This window comes from Streptomyces sp. NBC_00775 (assembly GCF_036347135.1).
Lineage (GTDB): Bacteria > Actinomycetota > Actinomycetes > Streptomycetales > Streptomycetaceae > Streptomyces > Streptomyces lutosisoli.
Window position 1 is genome coordinate 3,045,412 of sequence record NZ_CP108938.1, and the last position, 15,211, is coordinate 3,060,622.

Here is a 15,211-nt window from a genome sequence, read left to right on the forward strand (position 1 = left end):
TATCCCTCCGAACGGCACATCACCGACGGGAGACCCTTCATGTACCAGCAGATGATCTTCGTGAACCTGCCCGTGGCCGACGTCGACACCTCGAAGAAGTTCTTCACGGAGCTCGGCTACACGATCAACCCGCAGTTCACGACGGACGACTGCGCCTGCGTGGTGATCAGCGACACGATCATCGCGATGATGCTGAGCAAGCAGCGCTACGCGGACTTCACCAAGAAGCAGATCGCGGACGCGACGAAGACCAGCGAGGTACTGCTGTGTCTGAGCGCGGAGAGCCGCGAGAAGGTCGACGAACTGGTCGACGGCGCGCTCGCGGCGGGCGGCACGGCCACCGGCGAGACGCAGGACCACGGCTTCATGTACGGCCGCGCCTTCGACGACCCGGACGGCCACACCTGGGAGGTCATGTGGATGGACCCGGCGGCGGTCCAGGGCTGATCCCCCGCGAGGCGACGGCCGAGGCAGCCAGGCGCGCGGTACAGGGGTCCGCGCGCCGGCCTCGGGGCGGCGCGCCTAGCATGGCCGGGTGCAGCCGACACCCCTTCACGCCTCCCGTGACCGTGAGATCGAGTCCCTCGCCGAGTTCGACGAGGTCGTCTCGGCGGGCGGCTCGCTCGCCCAATTCCGTGTTCAGGCAGTCGATCTGACGGACCGTACGGCGGTGCTGCTGTCGGTGGACACCGCGGGCGCCGTCTTCCTCGGCTGCTCGATGGACCCCGAAGCGGCGGCGAAGGTCAGGGCCGCGGGCGCGCTGGTCTTCCCGCCCGTGCCCGGGCTGCCCTTCGACCCGTATCGGGGGCTGCTCTACTCCCCCGCCGAGCTCTTCGACTCGCTCGACACCGGCTATGCGGCGACGCCGGACGCCCGCGCGTACGCCTGGTTCCAGCAGACCAAGGCCGACGGGGACGTCTTCGCGTCGATGCTGCGCGCGATCCACGACGACTCCGTCTCGGACGCGCTCGACGAACTCCTCGTCGACGCGCGGGTGGTGGGCGTGATGGGCGGCCACGCGATGGCGCGCGGCACCGAGGCGTACAAGGGCGCGGCGCGCCTCGGCCGTGAGCTGGCGCGCGCCGGTTTCACGGTCGCCACCGGCGGCGGTCCGGGCGCGATGGAGGCGGCGAACCTCGGCGCGTACGCGGCCCCCTTCGACGACGGGATGCTCACCGAGGCGCTGCAACTCCTCGCCAAGGCACCGTCGTTCGCCCCCTCGGTGACGGACTGGGCGTGCGCCGCCTTCGACGTACGGGAGCGCTGGCCCGCCGGCGGCCCCTCGGTCGGCATCCCCACCTGGTTCTACGGGCACGAGCCGCCGAACGCCTTCGCCGAACACATAGCCAAGTACTTCGCCAACGCGACCCGCGAGGACGGTCTGCTGGCCCGCTCGAACGCGGGCGTCGTCTTCCTGCCGGGCGCCGCCGGGACCGTACAGGAGATCTTCGACAACGCGACCCCGAACTACTACGAGTCCCGGGGCGAACCCACCCCCATGGTCCTGGTGAACCGTGCGCACTGGACCGAAAGACACCCCACCTGGCCACTCCTCCAGTCGCTGGCCCGGGAGCGCCCGATGGAGTCCCGAATCGCCCTTGTCGACCGGATCGAGGAAGCCCCGGAAGCGCTCAAACGCCTCGGTGGTTAATGAGCAGGCAAAGGCAACGGCCGGGCAGGGCATATGCATTGACAGCCCTTAGGCGGCGCTTATAAACCTGTGAGACTCCTGGGGGCACTGTTGACGCAGCAGTTGTCACGGCAGGGCCCCCACTCACCCCCCGCAGTTGCGCAACCTGTGAAGGGCAATCGTGTCCATATCTCGCCGTACCGCACGTTCTGTGCGAATCCTCGGTGTTGCCTCCGCCACGGCCGCGCTCGCGCTCGGCGTCGCGGGCAACGCACTCGCCTGCAACATCGGTGACTTCTCCGCCGTCGCGTCCTGCGACGACAGCGGGAAGGGCATCATCACCGTGACCGACACCGACGCCTCGGGCAAGGAGGCCACCGTCTCGGTCTACCTGGAGTCGAACGGCGCCGACGCGAGGCTGGTCGGCACCCAGACGGTCACGGGCACCAAGGAGGGCGCCACCGTCACGTTCTCCGAGGACTGGGCCCCCAAGGCCGAGTACCGCGTCCACATCAAGGCCGGCGACATCGTCGACAAGGACATCTCGCCGAACACGACCGCGCCGTCCGAGGCCTGCAAGTCCACGGAGACGCCGTCGCCTTCGGAGACCCCGAAGCCTTCGGAGACGCCTTCCCCGTCGGAGACGCCTTCGGGCTCGGCGACCCCGTCGGCCTCCGAGAGCACCACCGCTCCCGCGACGACGGGCGACAACTCCCCGTCCCCGGCTGCTGGTGACTCCAACCTCGCGGAGACCGGTGCGAACTCCAACACCCCGATGATCGCCGGTATCGCCGGTGCGCTCGTCGTGGTCGGTGGCGGAGCGGTGTTCTTCGGCATGCGCCGCCGTGGCGCGTCGAAGTCCAGCTGACGCACACCCGTACGAAACGTGTGGCCCGTCCCCCGAGATGTGGGGGGCGGGCCACACGCCTGTGCGGCCGCGCCTACCCGAAGGTCGCGCGCTCCAGCCAGAAGTCCAGCAGCTCCCGCTCCCCCAGCACCTCCAACCGCCCGCCGTCCAGCGGCAGTCGGCGATAGAAGCCCAGCAGTACGTCCGTGAGCGGACCGCGCAGCGCGACAGTCGCCTTCTCGTGGCCGCGGCGCCAGGTGACGCCCTCCTCGGCGAGCTCGACAACCCACTCGGCGTTCAGCTCCGGGCCGGTGTCGGTGGCGTGCAGATGGATGCTGCGGTCCGGTCCGCGCAGCTCCGCCGCCGCGTCGTGCGGCTGCGTCCGCTGCACGTACTCCACGATCCCCAGCCACTCGTCGATCGCGTCCGCGGCCACCTCGGGGTCGACCTCGTACGGCAGCCCGGCGGCCAGTGTCGCGTCGGCGCGGTGGATCGCCAGCTCGTGCGTCATCCGACGCGCCCAGAACCCGGAGGTGAGCTCCCCGGCCCACGCCCACACCTTCGTGTCGGGCCCCGCCTCCCGCAGCGCGGCGACGACCATCTCGCCGGTCTCCGCGAGCCAGGCGTCCAGGGCCACGGGGTCGCCCTCGGCCTCCGGTCCCTCGCCGAGGTGAACCCCCTTGTCGGGAACCACCTCCTGCGCCCGCGTTCGGACGATGTACTCCACCCAGCGCAGCGCCCCGCCCGTGTGCCGTACGAGCTGCTCCAGCGACCAGTCGGGGCAGGTCGGCACGGTGGCCGACAGATCGGCGCCGTCTCCGGTCACCACATCCCTCAACTGCCGTACCTGAAGCTCGATCTCGTCGCAGTAGCGGTCATGCCCGAGAAGCGTCATGATCCGCACCTTATGCGGCTGGGGGCTCCCCGAGTACGACAATTTCGGCTGCGTCGAACTCCACGCCGACCACGTCACCGGGCTCCGGCGCGTCCCGCAGCGCGCACGCCGCTTCGAGCCGGGGCGCGCCCTCCGGTTGCAGATGTACGGCGACATGGGTGCCCCTGAACGTGCGTGCGGCGACGGTGCAGCGCAGCCCGTCCGACGCGTCCACGAGCCGTACGCCGGCGGGCCGCACGAGGAGGGTGACCGGCCCCTGGGTGGCGTCCTCCGGCACCGGGACCTTCCCCCACGGGGTGTCCGCCGCCTCTCCGCTCACCGTCGCGTCGACCACGTTGTCGAAGCCGAGGAAGCGGGCCACGAACTCGTCCACGGGATGCTGCCAGACCTCAAGTGGCGTACCCGACTGGGCGATCCGTCCGTCGCGCATCACCACGACCCGGTCGGCGAGTGCGAAGGCCTCGCCCTGGTCGTGCGTGACGGCGAGCACGGTCGTGCCCAACTCGCCGAAGAGTTCCCGGAGTTCGACGACCAGCCGTTCACGCAGCGAGCGGTCCAGCTGGCCGAGCGGTTCGTCGAGCATCAGCAGGCGGGGGCGGGGCGCGAGGGCCCGGGCGAGCGCGACGCGCTGCTGCTCGCCACCGGAGAGGGAGGCGACAGCGCGCCCCTGAGCCCCCGGAAGCCCGACGAGGTCCAGCAACTCCCGCACCCGCGCGACCTGTTGGCCCTTCGACTCCCCGCGCGTCCGCAACCCGAAGGCCACATTGCCGCCCACGTCCCGCTGCGGGAAGAGCTGGTGGTCCTGGAACATCAGACCGACGCCCCGCTTGTGCGCGGGCACCCCCGTCTGGTCACGTCCGTCCAGTACCACGCGGCCCGCGTCGAGCGACTGCAATCCGGCCACCGCCCGCAGCAGCGTGGACTTGCCACTGCCGCTGGGCCCGAGCACACAGACGATCTCATGCTCGGCGACATCGAGGTCGACGGCGTCGAGCACGGGCCGCCCGCCGAAGCGTACGGTCGCGCCTTCGAGGCTCAGCAGCATCTAGAACTCCCCGGTCCGGTCGGTCCGTACGCGCTCCAACAGCAGCAGCGCGACCGCGCACACCACCATCAAGATCGTCGAAAGGGCCATCGCCTGGCCGTAGTTGAGGTCACCGGCACGCCCGAGCAGCCGGGCCACGGCGACCGGCAGCGTCGGATTGTCGGGCCGCGCGATGAAGACGGTCGCCCCGAACTCGCCGAGCGACACCGCGAAGGCGAACCCCGCCGCGATCAGCAGCGCCCGCCGCACCATCGGCAGATCGACCTCGCGCCACACCCGCCACGGCGATGCCCCCAGCACGGCCGCCGCCTCGCGCAGCCGCCCGTCCACCGCCCGCAGCACGGGCAGCATCGTCCGTACAACGAAGGGGGCGCCCACCAGCGCCTGGGCGAGCGGCACCAGGATCCAGGAGGACCGCAGATCCAGTGGCGGCTTGTCGAGCGCGATCAGGAACCCGAAGCCGACGGTCACCGCGGAGACGCCCAGCGGCAGCATCAGCAGCGCGTCGAAGCCCCGTACGAGACGGCCCGTGTTCCGGCGGGTGAGCGCCGCAGCCGCCAGACCGCCGATCAGTACGGCGATGGCGGTGGCGGCGAGCGCGTACTCCAGGGAGTTGCCGATCGCCTCGATCGGCGCGACGAGGAAGATGCCTCCGTCTTCGGAGGTCAGGGCCTTGTAGTACGCGAACCCATAGCCATCGGGGGTGTCGAAGGACCGCTGGACGAGCACGCCGAGCGGCAGCACGAGCAGTACGGCGATGGACGCCAGGACTCCGGCGAGCAGCGCCCACTGCCCGGCCCCGCGCGGCCGGCGGGCGGTCGTCTCCGGGGCGACCAGGCGCAGGGCGGTCTCCCGGCGGCGTACGGTCCGGGCGTGCACGGCGAGGATCGCGCCCACCGCCACGAACTGGATGATCGTCAGCACCGCCGCCGTCGCGAGGTCGAAGATCTCCGAGGTCTGCCGGTAGATCTCGACTTCGAGGGTGGAGAAGGTGGGGCCGCCGAGGATCTGCACCACGCCGAAGGAGGTGAAGGTGAAGAGGAAGACCATGAGCGCGGCGGCGGCCACGGCCGGGCCGAGGGCCGGCAGCGTCACCTTGCGCCAGGCCGCGAACCGGGAGAGGCCGAGCATCCGCGCGGCCTCCTCCTGGCGTGGGTCGAGCTGCGACCAGAGCCCGCCGACCGTCCGTACGACGACCGCGTAGTTGAAGAAGACATGCGCGATCAGGATCGCCCACACGGTGGTGTCAAGGCGTACGCCCCACAGCTGGTCCAGCATCCCGCCCCGGCCGACCAGCGCCAGGAACGCCGTACCGACGACGACCGTCGGCAGCACGAAGGGCACCGTCACCACGGCCCGCAGGACGTGCTTGCCCCTGAAATCGAAGCGCGCGAAGACATACGCGCCGGGGAGCGCGATCAGCAGCGTGAGCGCCGTCGAGGCGAGCGCCTGCCAGGTGGTGAACCACAGGACGTGCCGGATGTCGGACTGCGCGAGCACGTCACCGATCCGCCCTAGCTGCCAGGCCCCGTCGACCTTGAGGCCGCGCGCGACGATCGCGGCGACGGGGTAGGCGAAGAAGACGGCGAAGAACGCGACGGGCAGGGCCATGAGGCCGAGCCGCGTCGCGCTCCCGCGCCTCTTCGTCGCCGCCTTGGCTACTTCAGTACGAGCGAGGTCCACGACTTGACCCACTGGTCACGGTTGGCGGCGATCTTGGCGGGGGCCAGGATCTCGGGGTCCTTGGCCTGCGGGCCGAACTTCGTGAACTCGGCGGGCACCGTGGCGCCCTTGACCACCGGGTACACGAACATGTTCAGCGGCATGTCCTCCTGGAACTCCTTGGTGGCCAGGAAGTCGATGAACGCCTTGCCGCCCTTGGTGTTCTTGGCGTTGCTGAGCAGCCCGGCGTACTCGATCTGGCGGAAGCAGGTGCCGGTCGCGACACCGGTGGGCGCGGTGGCCGGCTTCGGGTCGGCGTAGATGACCTCGGCGGGCGGCGAGGAGGCGTACGAGACGACGAGCGGCCGGTCGGCCTTGGCCTTCTTGCCGCCGGCGGATCCGGAGAACTCGTCGTTGTAGGCCTGCTCCCAGCCGTCGACGACCTTCACGCCGTTGGCCTTGAGCCTCTTCCAGTAGTCCTGCCAACCGTCGTCGCCGTACTTCGCGGCCGTGCCGAGCAGGAAGCCGAGGCCGGGCGAGGACGTGGACGCGTTCTCGGTGACGAGCAGGTTCTTGTACTCGGGCTTGATCAGGTCGTCGAAGGACTGCGGCGGCGTCAGCTTGTGCTCGCTGAAGTAGGCCTTGTCGTAGTTGACGCAGATGTCGCCGGAGTCGATGGGCGTGACGCGGTGCTTGTCCTGGTCCACCCGGTACTCCGGGAGGATCTGGCCGGCGCCCTTGACCTCGTACGACTGGAACAGCCCGTTGTCGAGCGCCCGCGACAGCAGGGTGTTGTCGACGCCGAAGAAGACATCGCCCTGCGGGTTGTCCTTGGTGAGGATCGCCTTGTTGACGGCCTGTCCGGCGTCGCCGTCCTTGAGGACCTTGACCGTGTAGCCGGACTGCTTCTCGAAGTCCTTGAGGACGCTCTTGGAGACGGCCCACGAGTCGTGGCTGACCAGCGTGACGGTCGTCGAGTCCGCCGAACCGCCGCTGTCGGACGACCCGCACGCGGAGAGCGTGACGAGGCCCAGGCCGACGACGACGGCCGTGAACGTCTTGGTGGTGCTCACTGAATTCCTCCTGGCTGACCAGGAAGAGACGCGGCCCTGCCCGGGAACCTCTGACAGTTCCCGGGCAGGGCGCAACAGCTCGAGTAATGACCGAACTTCCTACCCAGAATGACCTGGGCAAGGTTCTGAGGGTCTGCGGCCCACCGGTGACCCGGCTGCCGCACTCTCAGCGCTGTGGCGCTCCCCTGTCGGAATATGAAGATGTACCTACGGAGGTCAGACTACCGCTCGGTGGCCGCGAGCTGCCCGCACGCCCCGTCGATCTCCTGGCCCCGGGTGTCCCGGACGGTCACCGGCACCCCGTGGGCCGCGATCGCCTCGACGAACGCCTTCTCGTCCTCGGGCCGCGAGGCGGTCCACTTCGAACCCGGGGTCGGGTTCAGCGGGATGAGGTTGACGTGCACGGGCTTGCCCTTGAGGAGCCGGCCGAGCCGGTCACCGCGCCACGCCTGGTCGTTGATGTCCCGGATGAGGGCGTACTCGATGGAGAGCCGGCGCCCCGACTTCGCGGCGTACTCCCAGCCGGCGTCGAGCACCTCGCGCACCTTCCACCGTGTGTTCACGGGGACGAGGGTGTCGCGCAGCTCGTCGTCCGGCGCGTGCAGCGAGATGGCGAGGCGGCACTTGAAGCCCTCGTCGGAGAACCGGTGGATGGCGGGGACCAGCCCGACCGTCGACACCGTGATCCCGCGCTGCGAGAGCCCGAGTCCGTCGGGCTCGGGGTCGGTGAGCGCGCGAATGGCGCCCACGACCCGCTTGTAGTTGGCGAGCGGCTCGCCCATGCCCATGAAGACGATGTTGCTCAGCCGCGCCGGACCACCCGGGATCTCGCCGTCCCTCAGGGCCCGCATCCCGTCCACGATCTGGTGCACGATCTCGCCCGTGGAGAGGTTCCGGTCGAGGCCTGCCTGCCCGGTCGCGCAGAACGGGCAGTTCATGCCACACCCGGCCTGCGAGCTGATGCACATGGTCACCCGGTCCGGGTACCGCATCAGCACGGACTCGACGAGCGTGCCGTCGAAGAGCCGCCACAGCGTCTTGCGCGTGGTGTCCTGGTCGGTCGACAGATGCCGTACGACCGTCATCAGCTCCGGAAGCAGCGCCTCCTGGAGCTTGCCGCGCGAGGCGGCCGGGATGTCCGTCCACTCCGCGGGGTCGTGCGCGAACCGCGCGAAGTAGTGCTGGGACAGCTGCTTGGCGCGAAACGGCTTCTCACCGATCGCGGCGACGGCCTCTTTACGCTCGGCCGGCGTGAGGTCGGCGAGGTGCCGCGGCGGCTTCTTGGCTCCGCGGGGTGCGACGAAGGTGAGCTCGCCGGGGACTGGACGTGCCACGATCGGGCATCTCCTCATGACTACAGAGGCCTGGCACCCCGCGCGGGCGGGGACAACGGCAGGGCCATACCCAAACCAGGAGACCTCACTGGACCATCCCCGCGGTGGCGGGGACGTACGAAAGGGCCCGCAGTCTGATGCCGCGAGCCCTTCCAGAGTACCTGCTGTCCGTCAACCCGAGCCGACGAAGATCACCAGCAGCAGCCACACCACCGGAGCCGTGGGCAGCAGCGAGTCCAGCCGGTCCATGATGCCGCCATGCCCCGGCAGCAGCGTGCCCATGTCCTTGATGCCCAGGTCCCGCTTGATCATGGACTCGCCGAGATCGCCGAGCGTGGCGCTGGCCGCGACCGCGAGACCGAGGATCAGTCCCTGCCACCAGGTGCCGTCCTCGATCAGGAACTGCATGCACAGCGCACCCGCCGCCATCGCGAAGCTGACCGCTCCGAACAGACCCTCGCGGGTCTTGCCGGGGCTGATGCGCGGCGCCAGCTTGTGCTTGCCGAAGCGCCAGCCGATCGCGTACGCGCCCGTGTCGCTGACGACCGTCAGGAGCAGGAACGTCAGGACGCGGCGCGGACCGTCGTCGGCCGTGAGCATCATGGCGACGAAGGTGGCCAGGAACGGCACGTAGAAGGCCGCGAAGACCCCCGCCGTGACGTCCTTGAGGTAGCCCTCCGGCGGTTCCGTCATCCGCCAGACCAGGACGGCCAGCGCGGTGAGCGCCATCGCGACCCATGCGCCCTCGGCACCCCGGACGTATCCGGCGACGACCATGGCGGCCCCGCCGAGCGCCAGCGGCACGAGGGGCGCCTTGATGCCCTTGCGTTCCTCCAGCCGTGAAGTGAGCTCCCAAAGCCCCACCACCACGGCGACCGCTATCACTCCGACGAAGACGGCCTTGACGATGAACAACGACGCGACGATCACCGCACCGAGCCCGACACCCACTCCTATGGCCGCGCCCAGGTCGCGTCCCGCACTCTTCTTCTGAGGTGCGGGGGCGGGCTGGGGGGTGGCGCTGGGCATGGGCTCCTGCGGGCTCTGCGGAAGGTGCGACGGATCCCCGTAGGGGGCCGCCGGTGCTGTGTTGTCGCGGAACGGGGGGCCGCTCAGCCGAGCGGCCCCCCGGTCGTCATCCTGGTCTCCGCCGTGTGCGGGTACGTCGGGCACGATGGGCATGGGGCGAGTCTGCTGCGCGTCATGCGCATCGTACGTGGGACCCGCCGGGGCTGCCCCCTGGACAGGCCCCTGCTCGGACGGCCCCCAGTACCCGGCTTGTGGCGGCGCCCCCCAGGAAGAATCGTTCATCAGACCTCGAGCAGCTCCGCTTCCTTGTGCTTCAGGAGCTCGTCCACCTGGGCGGCGTACTTCGCCGTGGTGTCGTCGAGTTCCTTCTCCGCACGGCGGCCCTCGTCCTCACCGACCTCGCCGTCCTTGATCAGCTTGTCGATGGTCTCCTTCGCCTTGCGGCGGACGGAGCGGATCGAGATCTTGGCGTCCTCACCCTTGGTCTTGGCGACCTTGATGAACTCCTTGCGGCGCTCCTGGGTCAGCTCGGGGAACACCACCCGGATGATGTTGCCGTCGTTGCTCGGGTTGACGCCCAGGTCGGAATCGCGGATCGCCTGCTCGATGTTGCGCATCGCGCTCTTGTCGAACGGGGTCACCACGGCCATGCGCGGCTCCGGCACCGAGAACGAGGCCAGCTGGTTGATCGGCGTCAGCGCGCCGTAGTAGTCGGCCACGATCTTGTTGAACATCGCCGGGTGCGCACGGCCGGTGCGGATCGCGCCGAAGTCCTCCTTGGCGACCACGACGGCCTTCTCCATCTTCTCCTCGGCCTCGAGGAGGGTCTCTTCGATCACCACTTGCTCCTGCGTGTCTTGAGTAGGCCCGGCAGCTGTTTCCTCGTCGGGGTCGGCGGCCGGCTGCGTCGCGTCTTATTCCTGCACGGTTCCGGACCGGCAGGACATTGTCCATCCCCCGGTCAGGGTCCGTCCTCGGCGGGGGTTCGTCCCCGCTCCGGGCGGTCCCCGTCAGGCCCGGCCGCTCTGGTCGCCCACGAGTGTGCCGATCTTCTCACCCTTGACGGCCCGTGCGATATTGCCCTCCGCCAGGAGCTCGAAGACCAGGATCGGCAGCTTGTTGTCCCGGCACAGCGTGATGGCGGTCATGTCGGCGACCTTGAGGTCCCGGGTGATGACCTCGCCGTAGCTGAGCCCGTCGAACTTGACGGCCTCGGGGTTGGTCTTCGGGTCGGAATCGTAGACGCCGTCCACGCCGTTCTTGCCCATCAGCAGGGCCTCGGCGTCGATCTCCAGGGCGCGCTGGGCGGCGGTGGTGTCGGTGGAGAAGTACGGCATGCCCATACCGGCGCCGAAGATGACCACACGGCCCTTCTCCAGGTGGCGCACGGCGCGCAGCGGGATGTACGGCTCGGCGACCTGGCCCATGGTGATGGCGGTCTGGACACGGCTGTCGATGCCCTCCTTCTCCAGGAAGTCCTGGAGGGCGAGGCAGTTCATGACCGTGCCGAGCATGCCCATGTAGTCGGAGCGGGCCCGGTCCATGCCGCGCTGCTGGAGCTCGGCGCCGCGGAAGAAGTTGCCGCCGCCGATGACGACCGCGATCTGGGCTCCGCCGCGCACGACGGCCGCGATCTCGCGGGCGATCTTGTGCACCACATCGGGGTCGACGCCCAGTCCGCCGCCGCCGGCGAACGCCTCCCCGGAAAGCTTCAGCAGAAAGCGTCCGGAGCCTTTGCCGTCGTCGGTCTTCTCGCCCTTGTCGGCCTGGGTGGTGGTCATGGAGATCTCCTCATGGTGCACATACGAAGAAGGCCATTGCCGGTGGGGTGTTGGCTCCCATGCTCGGCAATGGCCTCCTCGTCAGATCTGCTGTCGTCCGGCACACGCGCGTGCGTGCTGCCGGCGTACGCGGACGACTGCTGTCGACCCTATAGGGGTCGCGCGTCGATCGCGGTACGGACTCAGATGCCGACCTTGATGCGCGTGAAGCGCTTCAGGGTGACACCGGCCTCGTCCAGGACCTTCTGAACGGACTTCTTGTTGTCGAGCGCGTACGGCTGACCAAGGAGAGTGGCCTCCTTGAAGAAGCCGTTGACGCGACCCTCGACGATCTTCGGGAGGGCGGCCTCGGGCTTGCCTTCGGCGCGGGTGGTCTCCTCGGCGACGCGACGCTCGGTCTCGACGACCTCGGCCGGAACGTCCTCACGGGAGAGGTACTTCGGCGCGAAGGCGGCGATGTGCTGCGCGATGCCCTTGGCGAGGTCGGCGTCGGCCTTGTCCAGCTCGACCAGAACACCGATCTGCGGGGGCAGGTCGGGCATGGTGCGGTGCATGTACGAGGTGACGTACGCGCCGGAGAACTGGGCGAAGCGGTCCAGGACGATCTTCTCGCCCAGGTTGGCGTTGGCCTCGTCGACGAACGCCTGAACCGTCTTGCCGGCCTCGATCTCGGAGCCGAGCAGGGCGTCCAGGTCGGCCGGGGAGGTCGCGGCGACGTGCTGCGCGATCTGGTTGGCGACGGCCTGGAACTTCTCGCCCTTGGCGACGAAGTCCGTCTCGCACTTCAGCTCGACCAGGACACCGGAGGTGTTGTCGTCAGCGATGATGGAAACCACAGCGCCGTTCTCGGCGGAGCGGCCCTCGCGCTTGGCGACGCCCTTCTGGCCCTTGATGCGCAGCGCCTCGACGGCCTTGTCGACGTTGCCGTCAGCCTCGTCCAGCGCCTTCTTGCAGTCCATCATGCCGGCGCCGGTGAGCTCACGGAGCTTCTTGACGTCGGCGGCGGTGTAGTTCGCCATGATTCCTGGAATCTCTCTCGAAGTCTGAAGATCTACGGGCCGAACGGCGGGGGCTTTGTGGGCCCCCGCCGTCCGTAACCCGAAGGGGTGAGGGGTCAGGCCTGCTCGGCGTCCGCGGCCGGAGCCTCGGCGACGGGGGCCTCGACGACAGCCTCGGCCGGAGCCTCAGCAGCGGCCTCGGCCGGAGCCTCGACAGCGGCCTCGGCCGGAGCCTCAGCGGCGGCCTCGGCGACGGGGGCCTCGGCCTCGTCGGCCTTCTTCTCGCCCTCGAGCAGGTCGCGCTCCCACGCGGCGAGCGGCTCGCCCGCGGCCTTGTCACCCTCGGCCTTGCCGGCGCCGGAGCGGGCGATGAGGCCCTCGGCGACGGCGTCGGCGATCACGCGGGTGAGCAGGGTGACGGAGCGGATCGCGTCGTCGTTGCCCGGGATCTTGTAGTCGACCTCGTCGGGGTCACAGTTGGTGTCGAGGATGGCGACGACCGGGATGTTGAGCTTCCGGGCCTCGCCGACCGCGATGTGCTCCTTCTTGGTGTCCACGATCCAGACGGCGCTGGGCACCTTCTGCATCTCGCGGATACCACCGAGGGTCTTCTCCAGCTTGGCCTTCTCGCGCGAGAGCACGAGAAGCTCCTTCTTGGTGAGACCCGAAGCGGCGACGTCCTCGAAGTCGATCTGCTCGAGCTCCTTGAGGCGCTGCAGACGCTTGTAGACGGTCGAGAAGTTGGTGAGCATGCCGCCCAGCCAGCGCTGGTTGACGTAGGGCATGCCGACGCGGGTGGCCTGCTCCGCGATGGCTTCCTGCGCCTGCTTCTTCGTGCCGACGAACATGACCGTGCCGCCGTGGGCGACGGTCTCCTTGACGAACTCGTAGGCGCGGTCGATGTACGACAGCGACTGGAGCAGGTCGATGATGTAGATGCCGTTGCGCTCGGTGAAGATGAAGCGCTTCATCTTCGGGTTCCAGCGACGGGTCTGGTGACCGAAGTGGACGCCGCTTTCCAGCAGCTCCCGCATCGTGACGACGGCCATGGCCGTTCTCCTTGGTGTTCTCGGTTGTGCCGCGCGTGCCGGACGGCACTCGCGCCTGACGCCCGCGATGCGCCTTGCCACGAGGGACCGAGGGGCGCTGACACCGGTTTTTGATGACCGGATGTCGGGGCGTGCGAAGTCGACCCGGTGACCCGGATCGCCATGAGAAGTGTACGGGACCCGCGAGGTGCAGGGTGACGCCGCTGTCCACAACCAGCCGGTACTCCACAGATCCCGGCCATGATCCGCCCGATGCGGGACGGTTCTCGCATGCGAGCGAAACGATGTGTGCGTACGTGGCTGGGGCTGCTGCTGGGAATGACGGTGACCGTCCTGGGGGCCCTGACCCCGTCTGCTCTGGCCCGCACGACCGCGATGGCGGTACCCGCCCCGCCGGGAGCCCCGGAACCACCGGGTCCCGATCCGACGGTCCCGGCCGTCGCCCGCACCTGGCCGGTGGGGCTACGCCCTTTGGTCGTACGAGGCTGGGAGCCTCCGGCGACGGCATACGGCCGCGGCCACCGTGGTGTGGACCTCGCGGCGGCCCCGGGCACCGCGGTTCGGGCGGTCGCGCCGGGACGCGTGTCCTTCGCGGGCCGGGTCGCGGGTCGCGGGGTCGTCTCGGTGGAACTGTCGAGCACGGGGACGCCACCGCTGCGGACGACGTACGGACCGGTGCGGGCGTCCGTGAAGAAGGGCGACGAGGTACTGACGGGCGAGGTCCTGGGCACCGTGGAACCGGGCACTTCGCACTGCCCGACGTCCTGCCTGCACTGGGGCCTGCTGAGAGGCAGAACCTACCTGGACCCACTGTCCCTGCTCCCACCGTGGCTGCTCCGCAGGGGCCCGTCCCGCTTGCTGCCGGTGACCGAGGGGCGGACGGCCGCGCGCCCGTAGCTCTGGCTGCGGGCGCGACCGCCCTGACTGCGGGCATGCGCGCCGCGCAGCTGTGGCATGCGCGACCGCGTTACTGCTGGCAGCCGCACCCGCACAACTGTGCGCAGCCGCACCCGCACAACCCTGGGCAGCCGTGCCGCACAACTGTGGGCAATCGTGCCGCTGGGGCGGCACGGGTGGGCACAGCGGCACCCCGTGCAGCGCCGGGCCGCGCGACCCACCCCGACCTCAACCAGGACACCGGGTACCCAACAGGACCGAGCTCAGCCCAGACACCGGGTGCCCCGCAAAGCCGAGCTCAGCCCCGACGCCGGGTGCCCAGCAAACCCGGGCTCAGCCCCGAACGCCCCGCAGAGCCATGGCAACAGCCGCTTCGGTGATCGCCGAAGGATCCTCGGCCGCCCCCAGCTCAATGCGCCGCACAGCCGCATCCACCACACCCTGGAGAAGCATCGCGGCCAGCCGCGGCTCGGCGTGCCCCATCTCCCCCAGCGCCTCGACGATCATCGCCACGAGCCCGCCGTGGGCGGCACGGATCTTCTCCCGGGCCCCGGCGTCCAGCTCGCTCGCCGAGATGGCGACCACGGCCCGGTGCCGCCGGTCCCCGACCAGCGTCAGCTGCTGCCGGACATAGGCCTCGACCTTGTCCTCCGGAGCGGAGGCCCGCTCCATCGCCGCCGAGACCTCCGCCGCCCAGACGGGAAAGTCGACCTCGCACAGCTCCTGGACGACAGCCGCCCGCGACCGGAAGTACTCGTACACGGAAGACCGCGCGAGCCCCGTGCGCTCGGCGAGAGCCGGGAAGGTCAGCGCCTCCGTCCCACCCTCGGACAACAGGGACCGCGCCGCGTCCAGCAGGGCGGCTCGCTGCATAGACCGGTGCTCGGCCACGGAGGCCGCTCGAATCCTTGGCACGTCAACCACTGTACGGACGGACGGCCCCGGACGGCAGCCTCTCCACCCACCCGACC

The 15,211-nt window shown here is 69.7% G+C and carries 15 protein-coding genes; 4 read left to right on the forward strand and 11 right to left on the reverse strand.

The features are described 5' to 3' along the window. Positions 1-39: 39 nt before the first annotated feature. The 3 genes from OIC96_RS13490 to OIC96_RS13500 all read left to right on the forward strand — a co-directional run bounded on the left by OIC96_RS13490 (position 40) and on the right by OIC96_RS13500 (position 2,498). Positions 40-447 carry a VOC family protein gene (locus OIC96_RS13490; protein WP_327432053.1) on the forward strand — a complete coding sequence of 136 codons (408 nt, stop codon included), beginning with the start codon at positions 40-42 and terminating at the stop codon, positions 445-447. A gap of 88 nt (positions 448-535) precedes the next feature. Beyond that, entirely contained in the window at positions 536-1,651 is a 1,116-nt protein-coding gene (locus tag OIC96_RS13495; RefSeq protein ID WP_330307595.1) for an LOG family protein, read from the forward strand. 190 nt (positions 1,652-1,841) lie between these two features. Then, the gene (locus OIC96_RS13500; RefSeq protein ID WP_330307594.1) at positions 1,842-2,498 is read left to right on the forward strand and encodes an LAETG motif-containing sortase-dependent surface protein; all 657 of its coding nucleotides are present in this window, start codon (positions 1,842-1,844) and stop codon (positions 2,496-2,498) included. Positions 2,499-2,571: 73 nt separating this feature from the next. Here OIC96_RS13500 and OIC96_RS13505 read toward each other — a convergent pair whose 3' ends face one another. The 10 genes from OIC96_RS13505 to rpsB all read right to left on the reverse strand — a co-directional run bounded on the left by OIC96_RS13505 (position 2,572) and on the right by rpsB (position 13,343). Continuing rightward, positions 2,572-3,372 (reverse strand): maleylpyruvate isomerase family mycothiol-dependent enzyme, encoded by an 801-nt coding sequence (locus tag OIC96_RS13505; RefSeq protein ID WP_330307593.1) that lies wholly within the window; start codon positions 3,370-3,372, stop codon positions 2,572-2,574. 10 nt (positions 3,373-3,382) lie between these two features. Beyond that, the gene (locus OIC96_RS13510) at positions 3,383-4,417 is read right to left on the reverse strand and encodes an ABC transporter ATP-binding protein (protein WP_330307592.1); all 1,035 of its coding nucleotides are present in this window, start codon (positions 4,415-4,417) and stop codon (positions 3,383-3,385) included. Continuing rightward, positions 4,418-6,100, reverse strand: a complete 1,683-nt coding sequence (locus tag OIC96_RS13515; RefSeq protein ID WP_330307591.1) for an ABC transporter permease — start codon at positions 6,098-6,100, stop codon at positions 4,418-4,420. It abuts the gene before it with no gap. After that, positions 6,076-7,152 (reverse strand): thiamine ABC transporter substrate-binding protein, encoded by a 1,077-nt coding sequence (locus OIC96_RS13520; RefSeq protein WP_330307590.1) that lies wholly within the window; start codon positions 7,150-7,152, stop codon positions 6,076-6,078. Before OIC96_RS13520 ends, OIC96_RS13515 begins: the two co-directional genes overlap by 25 nt. A 221-nt stretch (positions 7,153-7,373) precedes the next feature. Beyond that, on the reverse strand, positions 7,374-8,504 hold the full coding sequence (gene rlmN, locus OIC96_RS13525) for a 23S rRNA (adenine(2503)-C(2))-methyltransferase RlmN (RefSeq protein ID WP_330307589.1): 1,131 nt from the start codon (positions 8,502-8,504) through the stop codon (positions 7,374-7,376). A gap of 153 nt (positions 8,505-8,657) precedes the next feature. Beyond that, positions 8,658-9,797, reverse strand: coding sequence for a phosphatidate cytidylyltransferase (locus OIC96_RS13530; protein ID WP_330307588.1), 1,140 nt, complete (start codon positions 9,795-9,797; stop codon positions 8,658-8,660). Continuing rightward, positions 9,797-10,354 (reverse strand): ribosome recycling factor, encoded by a 558-nt coding sequence (gene frr / locus OIC96_RS13535; protein WP_330307587.1) that lies wholly within the window; start codon positions 10,352-10,354, stop codon positions 9,797-9,799. The genes OIC96_RS13530 and frr overlap by 1 nt, the downstream gene beginning before the upstream one ends. Before the next feature lie 171 nt (positions 10,355-10,525). Continuing rightward, positions 10,526-11,296, reverse strand: coding sequence for a UMP kinase (gene pyrH, locus OIC96_RS13540; RefSeq protein ID WP_327432043.1), 771 nt, complete (start codon positions 11,294-11,296; stop codon positions 10,526-10,528). Positions 11,297-11,478: 182 nt separating this feature from the next. Continuing rightward, on the reverse strand, positions 11,479-12,315 hold the full coding sequence (gene tsf, locus OIC96_RS13545) for a translation elongation factor Ts (RefSeq protein WP_330307586.1): 837 nt from the start codon (positions 12,313-12,315) through the stop codon (positions 11,479-11,481). Between the two features lie 95 nt (positions 12,316-12,410). After that, positions 12,411-13,343, reverse strand: a complete 933-nt coding sequence (rpsB, locus tag OIC96_RS13550; RefSeq protein WP_330307585.1) for a 30S ribosomal protein S2 — start codon at positions 13,341-13,343, stop codon at positions 12,411-12,413. 270 nt (positions 13,344-13,613) lie between these two features. On the opposite strand from rpsB, the gene OIC96_RS13555 reads away from it, so the two are divergent. Beyond that, positions 13,614-14,240 (forward strand): murein hydrolase activator EnvC family protein, encoded by a 627-nt coding sequence (locus OIC96_RS13555; RefSeq protein WP_330307584.1) that lies wholly within the window; start codon positions 13,614-13,616, stop codon positions 14,238-14,240. A gap of 333 nt (positions 14,241-14,573) precedes the next feature. Here the strand turns inward: OIC96_RS13555 and OIC96_RS13560 are convergent, their stop codons facing one another. Continuing rightward, a complete protein-coding gene (locus OIC96_RS13560) occupies positions 14,574-15,131 on the reverse strand; it encodes a TetR/AcrR family transcriptional regulator (RefSeq protein WP_330310301.1) in 558 nt (185 codons plus the stop codon). Positions 15,132-15,211: the final 80 nt, after the last annotated feature.

Coding starts and splice junctions, on each gene's coding strand:
- OIC96_RS13505 (WP_330307593.1), bottom strand. CDS start 3,372: ATGACGCTTCTCGGGCATGACCGCTACTGCGACGAGATCGAGCTTCAG.
- pyrH (WP_327432043.1), bottom strand. CDS start 11,296: ATGACCACCACCCAGGCCGACAAGGGCGAGAAGACCGACGACGGCAAA.
- OIC96_RS13555 (WP_330307584.1), top strand. CDS start 13,614: ATGCGAGCGAAACGATGTGTGCGTACGTGGCTGGGGCTGCTGCTGGGA.
- rlmN (WP_330307589.1), bottom strand. CDS start 8,504: ATGAGGAGATGCCCGATCGTGGCACGTCCAGTCCCCGGCGAGCTCACC.
- OIC96_RS13490 (WP_327432053.1), top strand. CDS start 40: ATGTACCAGCAGATGATCTTCGTGAACCTGCCCGTGGCCGACGTCGAC.
- OIC96_RS13530 (WP_330307588.1), bottom strand. CDS start 9,797: ATGAACGATTCTTCCTGGGGGGCGCCGCCACAAGCCGGGTACTGGGGG.
- OIC96_RS13510 (WP_330307592.1), bottom strand. CDS start 4,417: ATGCTGCTGAGCCTCGAAGGCGCGACCGTACGCTTCGGCGGGCGGCCC.
- tsf (WP_330307586.1), bottom strand. CDS start 12,315: ATGGCGAACTACACCGCCGCCGACGTCAAGAAGCTCCGTGAGCTCACC.
- rpsB (WP_330307585.1), bottom strand. CDS start 13,343: ATGGCCGTCGTCACGATGCGGGAGCTGCTGGAAAGCGGCGTCCACTTC.